At 65.1% G+C, this 14,363-nt stretch carries 12 protein-coding genes, 1 pseudogene and 1 riboswitch; of the genes and pseudogenes, 7 read left to right on the top strand and 6 right to left on the bottom strand.

Translation table 11 applies throughout. The features are described 5' to 3' along the window. The first annotated feature begins 11 nt into the window (after positions 1–11). Both SMD10_RS09765 and thiC read left to right on the top strand, forming a co-directional pair. Positions 12–1,331 carry an alpha-amylase family glycosyl hydrolase gene (locus SMD10_RS09765; protein ID WP_331685496.1) on the top strand — a complete coding sequence of 440 codons (1,320 nt, stop codon included), beginning with the start codon at positions 12–14 and terminating at the stop codon, positions 1,329–1,331. A gap of 45 nt (positions 1,332–1,376) precedes the next feature. Next, positions 1,377–1,508: riboswitch (TPP riboswitch) on the top strand. A gap of 82 nt (positions 1,509–1,590) precedes the next feature. Next, on the top strand, positions 1,591–3,414 hold the full coding sequence (thiC, locus tag SMD10_RS09760) for a phosphomethylpyrimidine synthase ThiC (RefSeq protein ID WP_331685495.1): 1,824 nt from the start codon (positions 1,591–1,593) through the stop codon (positions 3,412–3,414). Between the two features lie 25 nt (positions 3,415–3,439). Here thiC and SMD10_RS09755 read toward each other — a convergent pair whose 3' ends face one another. The 3 genes from SMD10_RS09755 to SMD10_RS09745 form a co-directional block, all read right to left on the bottom strand. Beyond that, positions 3,440–4,405 carry a nucleoside hydrolase gene (locus SMD10_RS09755; RefSeq protein ID WP_331685494.1) on the bottom strand — a complete coding sequence of 322 codons (966 nt, stop codon included), beginning with the start codon at positions 4,403–4,405 and terminating at the stop codon, positions 3,440–3,442. Between the two features lie 43 nt (positions 4,406–4,448). Further along, on the bottom strand, positions 4,449–5,015 hold the full coding sequence (locus SMD10_RS09750; protein ID WP_331685493.1) for a peroxiredoxin: 567 nt from the start codon (positions 5,013–5,015) through the stop codon (positions 4,449–4,451). A 201-nt stretch (positions 5,016–5,216) separates the two neighbouring features. Next, a complete protein-coding gene (locus tag SMD10_RS09745; protein WP_331685492.1) occupies positions 5,217–5,840 on the bottom strand; it encodes a TetR/AcrR family transcriptional regulator in 624 nt (207 codons plus the stop codon). Positions 5,841–5,957: 117 nt separating this feature from the next. On the opposite strand from SMD10_RS09745, the gene SMD10_RS09740 reads away from it, so the two are divergent. From SMD10_RS09740 to SMD10_RS09730, 3 genes are all read left to right on the top strand, one after another. Next, entirely contained in the window at positions 5,958–6,716 is a 759-nt protein-coding gene (locus SMD10_RS09740) for an SDR family NAD(P)-dependent oxidoreductase (RefSeq protein WP_331685491.1), read from the top strand. A 39-nt stretch (positions 6,717–6,755) separates the two neighbouring features. Beyond that, complete coding sequence (locus SMD10_RS09735) at positions 6,756–7,787, top strand: aldo/keto reductase (RefSeq protein WP_331685490.1); 1,032 nt, start codon at positions 6,756–6,758, stop codon at positions 7,785–7,787. Between the two features lie 78 nt (positions 7,788–7,865). Next, the gene (locus SMD10_RS09730; protein WP_331685489.1) at positions 7,866–8,840 is read left to right on the top strand and encodes an SDR family NAD(P)-dependent oxidoreductase; all 975 of its coding nucleotides are present in this window, start codon (positions 7,866–7,868) and stop codon (positions 8,838–8,840) included. 40 nt (positions 8,841–8,880) lie between these two features. On the opposite strand, the gene smpB is transcribed toward SMD10_RS09730, so the two are convergent. Both smpB and dapA read right to left on the bottom strand, forming a co-directional pair. Further along, complete coding sequence (gene smpB, locus SMD10_RS09725) at positions 8,881–9,354, bottom strand: SsrA-binding protein SmpB (protein ID WP_331685488.1); 474 nt, start codon at positions 9,352–9,354, stop codon at positions 8,881–8,883. A gap of 101 nt (positions 9,355–9,455) precedes the next feature. Next, positions 9,456–10,337: a 4-hydroxy-tetrahydrodipicolinate synthase gene (gene dapA, locus SMD10_RS09720; RefSeq protein WP_331685487.1), complete on the bottom strand. Its 882-nt coding sequence runs from the start codon at positions 10,335–10,337 to the stop codon at positions 9,456–9,458. A 486-nt stretch (positions 10,338–10,823) separates the two neighbouring features. Here dapA and SMD10_RS09715 point away from each other — a divergent pair, with 486 nt between their 5' ends. Together SMD10_RS09715 and SMD10_RS09710 are read left to right on the top strand one after the other, a co-directional pair. Next, a complete protein-coding gene (locus tag SMD10_RS09715; protein ID WP_331685598.1) occupies positions 10,824–12,965 on the top strand; it encodes a lytic transglycosylase domain-containing protein in 2,142 nt (713 codons plus the stop codon). A gap of 436 nt (positions 12,966–13,401) precedes the next feature. Then, a complete protein-coding gene (locus SMD10_RS09710) occupies positions 13,402–13,806 on the top strand; it encodes a hypothetical protein (protein ID WP_331685486.1) in 405 nt (134 codons plus the stop codon). Positions 13,807–14,070: 264 nt separating this feature from the next. Here SMD10_RS09710 and SMD10_RS09705 read toward each other — a convergent pair. After that, positions 14,071–14,208 (bottom strand): annotated as a pseudogene (locus tag SMD10_RS09705) (IS5/IS1182 family transposase); the annotation flags it as partial. Positions 14,209–14,363 lie beyond the last annotated feature (155 nt).

The following is a 14,363-nucleotide window of genomic DNA, read 5'->3' as shown; positions in this document are numbered from 1 at the left end:
GGCGTATCGGCATGCCGGACTGGATCAAGCACGCGGTGTGGTGGCACCTCTACCCGCTGGGATTCCTGGGGGCGGAGGCCGAAAATGCGGAGGCACCGGTCGTCCATCGGCTGGACCGTCTGGAGCCGTGGCTCGACTATGCGGTCGAGCTCGGAGCGTCCGGCCTGGCGCTCGGCCCGATCTTCGCGTCGGAAACGCACGGCTACGACACCATCGACCACTTCCGCATCGATCCACGCCTCGGCGACGAGGAGGACTTCTACCGACTGGTCGAGGTAGCACGCGGCCGGGGGCTGAAGATCCTGCTCGACGGCGTCTTCAACCACGTCGGCCGTCGCTTTGGAGCCTTCCAGGCGGCACTGGCCGGCGGCCCCGAGGCGCCGGAAGCAGCCTGGTTTCGTCTCTTCTGGCCGCGCTATGGCGGCGAGCCCGACTACGCCTGCTTCGAAGGGCATCGTCAGCTCGTCACGCTCAACCACGACGAGCCGGCCGTGGCCGATTACGTGGTGCGGGTGATGTCCCATTGGCTCGATCGCGGAGCAGCCGGCTGGCGGCTCGACGCCGCCTATGCGATGCCACGCCAGTTCTGGGCCGACGTGCTGCCGCGCGTGCGCCGGGCGCATCCCGAGGCCTATGTCTTCGGCGAGGTCATCCACGGCGATTACGCCGCCTTCGTGGAGCAAACGGGCGTCGACGCCGTCACGCAATACGAGCTCTGGAAGGCGATCTGGAGCGCCATCAACGATCACAACTTCTTCGAGCTTTCCTGGGCGCTCAATCGCCACAACATCTTTCTCGAGCACTTTGTGCCGCAGTCCTTCGTCGGCAACCACGACGTCACACGCATCGCCAGCCAGATCGAGGACGAGCGCCTCCTGCCGCATGCCCTGGTGCTGCTGTTCACCCTCGGCGGCACGCCCTCGGTCTATGCCGGCGACGAACAGGCGTTTCGCGGCATCAAGGAGAACCGCGCCGGCGGCGACGACGCGGTTCGCCCCGCCTTTCCGGCCGTACCGGGCGAACTCGCCCCGCACGGGTGGCCGATCTTTCGCCTGCACCAGGACCTGATCGGCCTGCGGCGCCGCCATCCCTGGCTTCATCGCGCCCGCACGACGATCCAGCATCTGACGAACCGGACGATGGTCTACGAAGCGGCGGATGCCGGCCAAAGTCTCGTCGTTGCGCTCAACCTGACCGATGAGACAAGACTCCTGCCCGCGCCGGGCGCCCGCACCGTTCTCGCTGGAGAGGCAACGACGAGCGACGCCGGGACGACCGACGCCCATGTCGAACTGCCCCCCTTCGGCTGGGCCGTGCTCGACCGCGCCTGACGATCGATAGCCGATTGACAACTGGCATCGGCCCGATCACCCTAGGCCTGTTACCAGGGGGGCCTCGACAAGAGGCTGAGATACTGCTGGCCACGCCCGAACCGGCTTCGGCAGCGCAGTGACCCTTCGAACCTGATCCAGTTCATACTGGCGTAGGGACGGTGCAGACAATGGCGGCCGCATACGACGACACCGTCGGATCTCTTCCCACCTTCCGGTCAGAGCTGGGTCTCCATTGCCTAGGCAAGGAGCCTCGATCATGCCGATTCCATCCCAAACCGACCGCACGACGGCGCCGCAGGTGACGACCGGGCCGCTGCCGGCCTCCTCAAAGGTCTTCATCCCCGGCAGCATCCATCCGGACGTCCGTGTGCCGATGCGCCGGATCGCGCTCCACCCGACGGCCGACGAGCCGCCTCTCGCCGTCTACGATTCCTCTGGTCCCTATACCGATCTTGGCGCCGAGATCACCATCGAATCCGGGCTGCCGGCGCTACGCCGGGCCTGGATCGAAGCGCGCGGCGACGTCGAACGCTATCCCGGCCGCACCGTGGCGCCGGCCGATAACGGCTTCGTCTCCGAGCAGGCCCGCACCCCGGCCTTTTCGATCCAACGACCGCCGCTGCGAGCGAAGGGCGGTCGGGCCGTCACCCAGATGGCCTATGCCCGCGCCGGCATCGTCACGCCTGAAATGGAATTCGCCGCCATCCGGGAAAATGTCGGCCGCAAGGCCGCAGCCGAAGCACAGTCGCGCGACGGCGAGGATTTCGGTGCCGCCATCCCCGATTTCGTGACGCCGGACTTCGTGCGCGACGAGATCGCGAGCGGCCGGGCCATCCTGCCCGCCAACATCAACCATCCCGAAACCGAGCCGATGGTCATCGGCCGCAATTTCCTGGTCAAGATCAACGCCAATATCGGCAACTCGGCCGTCACCTCGTCGATGGCCGAAGAGGTCGAGAAGATGGTCTGGGCGATCCGCTGGGGCGCCGATACGGTGATGGACCTTTCGACCGGCCGCAACATCCACAACATCCGCGGCTGGATCATCCGCAACGCACCCGTGCCGATCGGCACCGTGCCGCTCTATCAGGCGCTGGAGAAGGTCGGCGGCGTCGCCGAGGACCTGACCTGGGAAATCTATCGCGACACGCTGGTCGAGCAGGCCGAACAGGGCGTCGACTATTTCACCATCCATGCCGGCGTGCGGCTGCACCACATCCCGCTCACCGTCGACAGGGTGACCGGCATCGTCAGCCGCGGCGGCTCGATCATGGCCAAGTGGTGCCTGCATCACCACCGCGAAAGCTTCCTCTACGAGCATTTCGAGGAAATCTGCGACATCTGCCGCCGCTACGACGTGGCGTTCTCGTTGGGCGACGGGCTGCGACCCGGCTCGATCGCCGACGCCAACGACCGCGCCCAGTTCGCGGAGTTGGAGACGCTCGGCGAGCTGACGCAGATCGCCTGGGCCAAGGATTGCCAGGTGATGATCGAAGGCCCCGGGCATGTGCCGATGCACAAGATCAAGGTGAACGTCGACAAGCAGATGGCGCTTTGCGGCGAAGCGCCGTTCTATACGCTCGGGCCGCTCACCACGGACATCGCGCCAGGATATGACCACATCACGTCGGCCATCGGCGCCGCGATGATCGGCTGGTTCGGCACGGCGATGCTCTGCTACGTCACGCCCAAGGAACACCTCGGTCTGCCGGACCGCAACGACGTAAAGACCGGTGTCATCACCTACAAGATCGCCGCGCACGCCGCCGATCTCGCCAAGGGCCATCCGGCTGCCCAGGCCTGGGACGACGCCATGTCGTGCGCGCGCTTCGAGTTCCGCTGGGAGGATCAGTTCAACCTGTCGCTCGATCCCGACACGGCCCGCGCCTTCCACGACGAGACGCTGCCGAAGGAGGCTCACAAGCTGGCGCATTTCTGCTCCATGTGCGGGCCGAAATTCTGCTCGATGCGGATCTCGCACGATATCCGCGACGAAGCCCGCAAGGCTGGGATGGAAGAGATGGCCGCCAAGTTCCGCGAAGGCGGCGAGCTCTACGTGCCCAGCGAACCGGCCGAGTAGGCCGATCGATCGCGGGAACGCCGTGTCATCCGATCCGGCTGTGGTCGAGCGGATAGCGCGAAAACCGTTCGGTCAGAAGATCGTAGACGCCGTCGGCGTCCACGTCTCGCAACACCAGGGCGTTGGCGGCACGGCCGCTGACGCCCCACCAGTCGACGACGGTCATACCCATGGTCCGTTCCGACCCGGTCTCGACCGCGACATTGACCTCGCGGCCCGAATAGAGATCGGGCCGGATCAGCCAGGCGACGGTGTTGGGGTCGTGCAGCGGGCCGCCGTCGGTGCCGTATTTTGCCGCCTCGAAGCGTTTTTCGAAGCGGAGCCAGTCCGCCACCACCGATCCCACTCGGTTGCCGATCGCGGCGAAGCGAGCGACGCGCTCGGCGCTGGTCAGAAGCTGGTGCGTACAGTCCAGCGGGATCATGACGATCGGGATACCGGAGGAAAAGACGATTTCTGCCGCATGCGGGTCGACATAAGCATTGAACTCGGCGGCCGGCATGATGTTGCCGACCTCCGAATAGGCGCCGATCATCGTGACGATGCGACCGATCCTCTGTCGCAGCGCCGACTCTCGCGCGAGTGCCAAGGCCAGATTGGTCATCGGCCCGATGGCGCAGAGGGTCACCACTCCCGGCTCATGGGCCATCACCGTCTGGATGATGAAATCGACCGCATGGCCGGGCGTCGCCGGCCGGCTGGACGGCGGCAGCTCGGCACCCTCGAAACCGGTCCGGCCGTGCACATGGGTGGCGTCGATGGCGGCTCGCAGCAGTGGCCGGTCGGCGCCCGCATGAACCGGAATATCGGGGCGACTGGCGAGATCCAGCGCCTTGATGGCGTTGGCTGTCGCGTGCTCCAGCGCGACGTTGCCGGCGACCGTCGTCACGCCGAGAAGCTCGACCTCCGGGCTCGCCACGGCAAGCAGGATGGTCAGAGCGTCGTCCTGGCCGGGATCGGTGTCGATGATGATCTTCTGCGGCCCGGTCACGCTCGTCCCCTACTCTCTTGCGATGGCCGGGGTACGCCTTCGGCTAGAGATCCGGCCGTAGGCGCAGCCACGTGGCCACGTCGTCGGCATTCTTATCGGGCGGAAACACCGGATAGAAGACCTTGGCGATCCGCCCGTCCACCGCGATCATCGTCAGGCGCTTGAGCAACACCTCGTCGTCGGCCTCGAAGGTCGGCAGATCGAGCATCTCCTGCAGCGCTCCGCCGGCATCCGACAGAAGCGGAAACGGCAGATCCAGGCGCTCCACCGCCTCCTTCTGATAGGGTGTCGTCTGCGTCGACACGCCGAACAGATGGTCCATGCCGAGGGCTTTCAGATCGGCAAAGCGCTTGCGGAAGGAACAGGCCTGCGGCGTGCAGCCGCGCGCACCGGGAATGTCGTTCCAGCCCCCCGGCAGCGGCGAGCCCGGCCGCCCGGTCAGCGGATAGGCATAGAGCACCGCGACCCCGCCGAGACGAGCCGGATTCACCATGGCCCCATTGGTGGCCGGCAGATCGACCGCCGGCAGTCGCATTCCATAGAGATGATCGGCCGCGCCGTCGTCGACGGGCGCCTCGAGATTCTCCGGAAGCTTCGAAAAATCGGTCATGGCGCTCCTCCCATGGCTGATTTGCCGTTTTGCCGCATGGTCCTGCGGAACGGGACCAAAGGCAAGCCGAAGACCGCAACTTCTTCGCAGGCGAGCGCCTATCGCGGCATCGAACAGCGTCTTGACCGCCCGTTCCGAGTTTAAACAGACATGAGATCGAGACGAGGACAGATCCGCAACAGTGGCTGACGAACGGGCAGATTACGACGGCGTCGACGCTGCTCCATACCGCAATCCATCGACAAGCAGGGCGACCATGCGCCGCGCCTGACCCGACCTCGAAAGATAGGCCGAGGCGCCGAGGCTCGCGGCCGCGTTCAGCAGCTCCGTCGCGTCGGCATCGGACCGCACGGCGCCCACTGCGGCCGCCTCGTCGAGCAGGGACTGAAGCGCGGGAACAAGATGCTTTTCAAAATAGGCCGGCAAGGACTCGTAGGCCGGGTCACCTGAATGCAGAGCGGCACCAAGGCCGCGCTTGGTCTCGATGAAGTCGACGAAGCGCTGCATCCACAATGCTAGCGCCTCGCCCGGCTCGTTTTCCGCCGCCAGGGTCGAGGCTGCGCCGACGCAAGCATCGATCTCCTTTCGAAAGACGGCGACGATCAGATCCGAGCGCTGGGGAAAGTGGCGGTAGACCGTACCGACACCAACGCCGGCCATGTCGGCGATCTGGCGCACGGGCGCATCGACGCCGGACGTCGCAAATACGGATTTCGCCGCCTGGACCAACGCATCGAGATTGCGCAGCGCGTCGGCGCGCGGGCGCCTTCCGGCACCCTCACCCGTTTCGAAACCGCCGATTTTCGGACCCGTCTTGCTGCTCACGCAAAAGCCCCTTGCTAATCGGAACAGCGTTCCGTATTTATACCGGAATGATGTTCCGCTTGTTTCAATACCATGTCAGCGCGGACTAGCCAACGTCAAACAAGCAAGGAGAGTGCCATGCACAACAAACCGGTCGTCCTCGTCACCGGAGCCAATCAGGGAATTGGACTTCAGGTCGCCAAGGAACTCGTCGCACATGGCAGGACCGTGCTCGTCGGATCGCGCGATTTCGAAAAGGGGCAAGCGGCCGCGGCCGGCATCGGCGCGGATGCGCACGCCATACAGATCGACGTCACGGACCAGTCCTCGATCGCCGCAGCCGCAGAACGCATCCGCCGCGAATTCGGCCGGCTCGATGTCCTGGTCAACAACGCCGCCGTCTCCAACGCAGGGCGCCCTGCCGACATGTCGGTCGAGCAATACGCTCAGGCCACCCGCCCCAGCACCGTGTCACTCGATGAGATGTGCACGGTATGGGAAACCAACGTGTTCGGCGTCATCGCCGTCTACCAGGCGATGCTGCCGCTGCTGCGCGAAACGCCGAACGCCCATATCGTCAACGTGTCGAGCGGCGTCGGTTCGCTGACGATGAATTCCGATCCCGATTTCCCTTATCGCGGCATTTTCGGACCTGTCTATCCCGCATCCAAGACGGCGCTCAACGCCATCACGCTCGCCATGGCGATCGAGCTGGAGCCCGAGGGGATCAGGGTCAATGCCGTCTCGCCGGCGTTCACCAGCACGAACCTCAACAACTACGCCGGCACCGAGAGCGTCGAGGACGGCTCGCGCGAGGTCGTGCGTGTCGCCCTCCTCGGCCCGGACGGTCCGACGGGAGCCTTCACGCGCTGGGAAAACCAGACGATCCCCTGGTGACCGAAGCCGCGAAACCGACGCCGAACAAGGAGAACGACAATGCAATACCGCACGCTTGGCAAAACCGGCATCAAGGTCAGCCCCTATTGTCTGGGCGCCATGATGTTCGGAAACCTCGCCAACGGTGACCATGACGATTGCGCCCGGATCGTGCACAAGGCGCTGGATTCGGGCATCAACTTCGTCGATACGGCCGACCGCTACAGCGCCGGCGAATCCGAGGAGATCGTCGGCAAGGCGCTCAAGGGACGCCGGGACAAGGTGGTGCTCGCGACCAAGGTGCACGGGCCGATGGGCGACGACCCCAACATGCAGGGCAATTCGCGTCGCTGGATCATGCAGGCTGTCGACGACTCGCTACGCCGCCTGCAGACGGACTACATCGACCTCTACCAGATCCATCGGCCGGCCCCGGACACCGATATCGAGGAAACCCTCTCGGCACTCACCGACCTGATGCGCGCGGGCAAGGTGCGCGCCATCGGCTCGTCGACCTTTCCGGTGTCGGAGATCGTCGAGGCGCAGTGGGTTTCGGAAAAGCGTGGGCTCGCGCGCTTCCGCACCGAACAGCCGCCCTATTCCATTCTCGACCGCGGCATCGAGCGTGACATGCTTCCCACATGCCAGCGCTACGGCATGGGGGTTCTGGTCTGGAGCCCGCTGTCGAAAGGTCTGCTGACCGGGCGCTACCGCAAGGGGCAGCCGATGCCGGACTCGCTGCGCGCGAAGGTCATGCCCCGTCAGATGTCTGACGAGCGCAGTCTCGATGCCGTCGAGAGGCTGATCCCCCTGGCCCAGGAGGCGGATCTGTCGCTCGTCCACATGGCGCTGGCCTTCGTGATGGCGCATCCGGGCGTGACCTCTGCCATTCTGGGTCCCCGCACGATGACCCAGCTCGACGATCTCCTGGCGAGCGCGGAGGTCCGTCTCAGCGACGAGATTCTCGATCGGATCGACGAGATCGCGCCTCCCGGAGCCGATGTCGGGGTCAATGACGCCGCCTATGTGCCGCCGGCAATCGCCAAGGCGGAGCTGCGTCGGCGCCCGGCCGCCGAACGCACCGCCGCCTGACGAACGATGCGGCCGGCGTCGCCGCGCACCGCTGCGATGCCGGCCGCCTGGAAACGGCAGTTGGAACAGGATGACCTTATGACGCACAAGCAACATCCGATCGGAACCGGGTTCACCGCCGCGTCGACGGCCGACGACGTTCTGGCCGGCATCGATCTGTCGGGAAAGAACGCCATCGTCACCGGCGGCCACGCCGGGATCGGGCTGGAGGTGACGCGGGCGCTGAGCAAGGCCGGCGCATCCGTCATCGTGGCCTCGCGCGATCCGGGTCGCGCGGTCGCCGCTTTGACAGGACTCGAGCGGATCGAAATCAGTCCTCTCGACCTCATCGATCCCCGGTCGATCGAGGCCTTCGCGACGCGATGGCTCGATACGGGGCGGCCGCTCCACATCCTGATCAATGGCGCCGGAGCATCCGGCGGACCGATGCGCGACGCGCGCGGCTACGAGACCCAGTTCGCGACCAATCATCTGGGCCATTTTCAGCTGACCCTGGCGCTGCGTCCGGCGCTCAAGGCTGCTCATGGCGCCCGTGTGGTCAACGTCTCGTCGGGTGCGCAGCGCTTCTCCGACATCCGGTGGGATGACCCGCATTTCACCACGGACTACAGCTCTCTGGCCGCCTACGCGCAATCCAAGACCGCCAACGTGCTGTTCGCCGTCGAACTCGACCGCCGATGGTCAGGCGACGCCATTCGCGGCTACGCCGTGCATCCGGGCGTCGTCGTCGGCACCAAGCTCAACAGCTCGGCCGGCGAAGAGGCGCTACGCGCCCAGGGACTGATCGATGACATGGACCGCCCGATCATCGACCCCGAGCACGGTAAGAAGACGCCGCAGCAGGGCGCCGGCACCATCGTCTTCGCGGCGACCAGCCCGCTCCTCGCCGAGATCGGCGGCGTCTATCTCAAGGACAACGACATCTCGCGGCTGGACGACGAAGAGAGACCGATGAGCGCCGTCGAGCCGCCGTCCGAGATCATGTCGCATGCCATCGATCCGCAGTCCGCCCGGCGGCTCTGGGAGATGAGCGAACGCATGCTGGAAGCGTGACCGCCGGCGCGAATCGGCGGCCGTCTCGATCTGCGCGCGCCTAAGCGCCTTCCTTCATCAGGCGCTGTTTCTGGCGATTCCAGTCGCGCTCCTTGATGGTCTGGCGCTTGTCGACGGTGTTCTTGCCCTTGGCCAGCGCCAGCGCCAGCTTAGCCATGCCGCGATCGTTGAAATAGACCCGCAGCGGCACCAGCGTCATGCCGTCGCGCTGGACGGCACCGGCCAGCTTATTGAGCTGGCTGCGATGCACCAGGATCTTCCGCCGCCGCTTCGGCTCGTGGTTGAAGCGGTTGCCCTCCAGATATTCGGGGATGAAGGAGTTGATCAGCCACAGCTCTCCCCCCTCCTCCGTCGCATAGGATTCGGCGATCGTGGCCTTGCCCTGGCGCAACGACTTGACCTCCGTGCCCGTCAGCGCCAGGCCGGCCTCGAGAGTATCGATGATTTCGTAGTTGAAACGCGCCTTCCGGTTCTCGGCGGCGACGTTCGATCGATTGGTCTTTGCTTTGGCCATGATGCTCTTGGAGTGACGAGCGAAGGCGTCTGCGACGCTCGCCAACGGCTCTTGTTGGATTTCCGTCCTGGAGCCCTAAGATGAGGTCTGCGGCCCGAAGTTCAATTGAGAAGGCCCGCATGGCGCAACGCGGCGTCGATCGCCTCCCGCGTCTTTTCCTCCACCGACACGAGCGGCCGCCGCAGCTTGTCGATGCCACGGCCGACGCTCGACAGCGCATATTTCACCCCGGCCGGGTTGGGCTCGATGAACAGCGCCTTGTGCAGAGGCAGGAGCCGATCCTGCAGGTCCACCGCGGTGGCGAAATCGCCGGCTGTGCAGGCATCCTGAAACTGGGAGCAGAGCCGCGGCGCGACGTTGGCCGTCACCGAGATGCAGCCGACGCCGCCATGGGCGTTGAAGCCGAGCGCGGTGGAGTCCTCCCCCGACAGCTGGATGAAGTCGGTGCCGCAGGCGGCGCGCTGCTCCGACACGCGATCGACCTTGGCCGTGGCGTCCTTGACGCCGACGATGTTGGAGAAATCCGCCTTGAGCCGTCCCATCGTCTCCGGCAGCATGTCGATCACCGAGCGCCCGGGAATGTTGTAGATCAGGATCGGCAAACTCACCGCCTCGGCGATGGCCGCATAATGAGCATAGAGCCCGCGCTGGTTCGGCTTGTTGTAATAGGGGGTAACGACCAGGAGACCGTCGGCGCCGGCCTTTTCGGCGGCGCGGGCCAGATCGATGGCCTCGGCCGTATTGTTGGATCCCGCACCCGCGATCACCGGCACCCGGCCGGCCGCGGCCTCGATGCACACGGCCACCGCACGCTTGTGCTCCTCATGGGTCAGGGTCGGGCTTTCGCCCGTCGTGCCGACCGGCACCAGCCCATGCGTGCCCTCCTCGATCTGCCAGGCGACAAAGGCGCGGAACGCCGCTTCGTCGAAGGAGCCGTCCTCGGCAAAGGGCGTCACCAGCGCCGTAATCGAACCCCTGAACATCGTCTTCCAAACTCCCGCTTTCGCGCCTTCTGTTATCGTTTCCTGCCCGAAGGCCTAGACGAACCTGGCCGTCCGGCCTCGAAAAAGGCTATCCATTCCATGGCATGCGCCATTGCGGCGGATCGATGGGCCTTTTGGGAAGTTCGCCTTCCCAATCCCGGCGACCGTCAAATCTTCACCACACCCAGTCGGTACCGGCCATGTGTCGGTTCGACACTAGCCCGATCCGGCAGCGGGCGCGACCATATATCAAATGGCGCGGATGGAAAGGCGGCAGAGCAAGCGATCGCGCATTGGGCCACGGCGGTGCGGCCGGGCCACAATCGCTCGCGGAATACCGGATTGGTTTACGATCTTTTTATTCAAATCGTGGGACAGTCCGAGGCTATGCTTCCAGTCCCTACGGATCGGCGCAACGGCGTCGTTCAGGAAAAGGTGCTCATGTCTGCGAAGGCGATAGCCCGGCATCTGCTGCGCGGCGGCGTCATGGCCTGCCTTGTCTCGACCAGTGTCGCGGCCGAGCCGTTGCTTCCTCCCGTGGGACCGGTTCCCGCCTCGCGCCCCTATCAGATGCCGCAGGCCGCGGCAGCCATCGATCCAGGCCGCTTCGGCGGCGCCCTGCCGGTCCCGTCCAATCCGCTGATTCCGCGCCCCACTCCGGTGCCGTCGACGATCGCGGCGGTGCCGACCAGCTTCACCGGGTCGATCGCGACGCTCGCACCGCGGGCAGCCGACCTGCGCGCGGTGTCCGGCGGGCTGCGCAACGGCCTCGACGCGCTGAATTCCGACAATGTCGTCAAGGCACGCTCGATCCGTGAAGGCATGACGCGCGGCTCTCTCGACCGGCACATCCTGGCCTGGGCGATCGCCCTGCATGGCGGCAAGGACGTTCCGTCCTACGAGATCGCCTCGATCGCCAACGAGCTGAAGGGCTGGCCCGGCATGAAGACGCTGAGGGCCAACAGCGAGAAGGCGCTCTATCGCGAGGAGCCGCCGGCGCGCGACGTCGTCGCCGCCTTCGCCTCGAGCCAACCGGAAACGCCGCAGGGCACCATGGCGCTCGCCCGCGCCTACCTGGCCCTCGGGCAGGCCGGCCAGGCCAAGGCGCTGATCGTCCATCTCTGGCGCGAGGAGAATTTCGACACCTCGACCGAGCAGACAATCCTGAAGACCTTCGGCACCCTGCTGACGCGCGCCGACCACAAATACCGGATGGACCGGCTGCTTTACGCCGATCGGGTGAGTGAAGCCGAGCGGGTCTCCAAGCTCGCCAACGCCGAGTCGCTTTTCGCCGCGCGCGCTGCCGCCATTCGCGGCACCAAGGATGCCGCCCAGCGGATCGCCAACGTCCATCCCTCCTGGCACTCCGACCCCGGCTATCTGTTCGCCAGAATCGAATATCTGCGCAAGACCGGCCACCCCGACGACGCGGCCAAGCTCATGCAGCAGGCACCGCGCGATCCGGCCGTGCTGATCGATGCCGACGCCTGGTGGAACGAACGGCGGATCATCTCCCGCGACCTTCTCGACGCCGGCAAGCCGCGCGAGGCCTATCAGGTGGCGGCGTCGCACTCGGCCGCAAGCCCATCCGCAGCCGCGGAAGCCGAGTTCCACGCCGGCTGGTATGCGCTGCGCTATATCGGTGACGCCAAAGCCGCACACCAGCATTTCGCCCGGATCGCGCAGCTTTCCACCATGCCGCTGTCGCTGTCGCGCTCCTATTACTGGCTCGGGCGCGCGGCCGAGGCCGGCGGGCCGGGCAATGCCGCGAGCTACTACCGCCAGGCCGCGAGCTTCGGCACGACCTATTACGGCCAATTGGCCGCCGCGCGCCTGGGCGGACGCCCGGCCGACGTGATCTACCCCGAGCCGACCAATGCGGAGCGCCAGCGCTTCGCATCGCGCGAACCGGTCCAGGCAATCCAGCGGCTCGAGTCGGTCGACTACGACAGCCGCGCCGATATCCTCTATCGCGAGCTCGCCAACGAACTCGACAGCCCGGGCGAACTGGCGATGCTCGCCGTCATGGCCGAGCGGAGGGGAGACCACTATCTGTCGCTCAAGATCGGCAAGCAGGCCAACAATCGCGGCGTCGACGCGCCTGCCCTCGCCTTTCCGATCGGCGTCATCCCGAGCGATGCCCGGATCTCGGCCGCCGGCAAGGCGCTTGCCTACGCCATCGCTCGGCAGGAAAGCGAATTCAGGCCCGATGCCCGCTCGCCGGCCGGTGCTCTCGGCCTGCTCCAGCTCCTGCCGACGACGGCCAAGCACGTCGCCAGCGCCAACGGCATCCCCTATTCGCTGGCCAAGCTTTCCACCGACGCCGGCTACAACGCCACGCTCGGCAGCCATTATCTCGGTCAGCAGATCGACGATTTCGGCGGCTCCTATATCCTGACGTTCATCGCCTACAACGCCGGACCGCGACGTGCGCGCGAATGGATCCAGCGCTTCGGCGACCCGCGCGGCAAGTCTCTCGACGAGGTGATCGACTGGGTGGAGCGCATCCCGTTCACCGAAACGCGCAACTACGTTCAGCGCGTGATGGAGAACTACGAGGTCTACAAGATGCGCCTTGGCGCCGGCTTCGACATCGAGCGCGATCTCCGGTTCGGCCGCTCCGGCTGAACACGGCGCGAGGGTCGAAATTTCAGGCAACCCTGCGCCGCTCGACTTACCGCAAATCCAGAGAGTCGGAGCCTCAGCGCCAACGCGGAATGGGTCGCCCATCATAAAGCGCCCGGCACGCGAGGTCGCCCCCCGGACATACTTCTTCTTCGGCCGCCTCGAAGACAGGAGACATGCGCGCTATTGCTGGATTCTGCCGCCGTAAAATCCCTCCAGCTTCTCGGGCTTCGGAGCGGCTTGCGCCCACGCGAAGGGTGCCGACACGATACCTCAGTATAGCTTATTAAAAAGGCTTAAGCTTTTTGGGAACCGGTCAGGCCGTGTCGTCATTATCGACCCGTGTATGCCCATCGGGCAAATTGGAGAGGGGCAACCCTTCTCGCGAATATTGGCCGGACAAGTTTCCGAGCCCACCACGACGAAAGGAATTCTCGTTATGAAGAAGCTTCTTGCTGCCACTGCTTTTGTTGCCATGATGATTCCTGCGGCTTCCTTCGCGCAGGATACCGATTATCGCACCGACGAAGCCTATTACGGTGCCATGAGCCGCAGCGGCGATCTAGCCCAGTCGGGTACGCTCAGCACGATGGAGGCTCCCCAGGATTTCACCATCATCAAGAAGAACGAGTTGACGACGTCCGCGACTTCCGGTGACTCGAGCAGCACCCCGTACGAGACGATCCAGAACGACAATGTCGAGTCGATGAAGACGATTCGCGACCAGATTGCCGCGAACCCGGGCCTGTCGAAGGCGCTGTCGGACGCCGGCGTGGATGTTTCGACGATTGAAGCCATCGACGTCCTGCCGAGCAATCAGGTTGTCGTCTACACGGGCTCGTAAGCGTCCTTCTGCTGCGGCAATTATCTCGCCGCGCCGAAATGTTGGAGATCCGGACAGCGGCCTGATCTTCGCAAAAAAATGGAGACTCGGCCTCGGCCGAGTTTCCTTGTGAAAAAATACGAACCCCGTCATTTTTTGGCGGGGTTTATTTTTGGGGGAAACGGTTTGGAGGAGCGATGATCGGGGTCAGCCGAAGCGGCGTCTCGGCCCGTCATGCGGGCTCGGAGCAGGCATTCGGCAGAGCGCGATGGCGATACTTCTTGAGAGCCCGGCAACGCGGTCACGGATGATGGAGAAGCCGATCACCGCATCGATCTTGCGCAGCAGATGATCCTGGGGAACCAACTGATCGAGCGTCACCATCTCGATCGCCGTCTGTTCAGGGGCAGCGCTCTTCGACATGCCCAATGAATCAAAAAGCCCCGGCTTCCCAGGCTGTGTGGAAACTGATTGGAGGCTCCGGTTAACCGGGGCCTCTTCTGGTTTCAGGCTGTGGCGGTTTGGATGTTGATGGCGCGCAGGATGTTGTAGGCGAGGATCGAGAGGGCCATTTCGGT

The organism is Consotaella aegiceratis (assembly GCF_036541425.1).
In the GTDB taxonomy this organism is placed as follows: domain Bacteria; phylum Pseudomonadota; class Alphaproteobacteria; order Rhizobiales; family Rhizobiaceae; genus Consotaella; species Consotaella aegiceratis.
The sequence above is the reverse complement of the archived record's forward strand: the minus strand, read 5'-3'. Positions and strand labels throughout refer to the sequence as shown.

Coding starts and splice junctions, on each gene's coding strand:
- SMD10_RS09765 (WP_331685496.1), top strand. CDS start 12: ATGCCGGACTGGATCAAGCACGCGGTGTGGTGGCACCTCTACCCGCTG.
- thiC (WP_331685495.1), top strand. CDS start 1,591: ATGCCGATTCCATCCCAAACCGACCGCACGACGGCGCCGCAGGTGACG.
- SMD10_RS09750 (WP_331685493.1), bottom strand. CDS start 5,015: ATGACCGATTTTTCGAAGCTTCCGGAGAATCTCGAGGCGCCCGTCGAC.
- SMD10_RS09740 (WP_331685491.1), top strand. CDS start 5,958: ATGCACAACAAACCGGTCGTCCTCGTCACCGGAGCCAATCAGGGAATT.
- SMD10_RS09735 (WP_331685490.1), top strand. CDS start 6,756: ATGCAATACCGCACGCTTGGCAAAACCGGCATCAAGGTCAGCCCCTAT.
- SMD10_RS09730 (WP_331685489.1), top strand. CDS start 7,866: ATGACGCACAAGCAACATCCGATCGGAACCGGGTTCACCGCCGCGTCG.
- smpB (WP_331685488.1), bottom strand. CDS start 9,354: ATGGCCAAAGCAAAGACCAATCGATCGAACGTCGCCGCCGAGAACCGG.
- dapA (WP_331685487.1), bottom strand. CDS start 10,337: ATGTTCAGGGGTTCGATTACGGCGCTGGTGACGCCCTTTGCCGAGGAC.
- SMD10_RS09715 (WP_331685598.1), top strand. CDS start 10,824: ATGGCCTGCCTTGTCTCGACCAGTGTCGCGGCCGAGCCGTTGCTTCCT.
- SMD10_RS09710 (WP_331685486.1), top strand. CDS start 13,402: ATGAAGAAGCTTCTTGCTGCCACTGCTTTTGTTGCCATGATGATTCCT.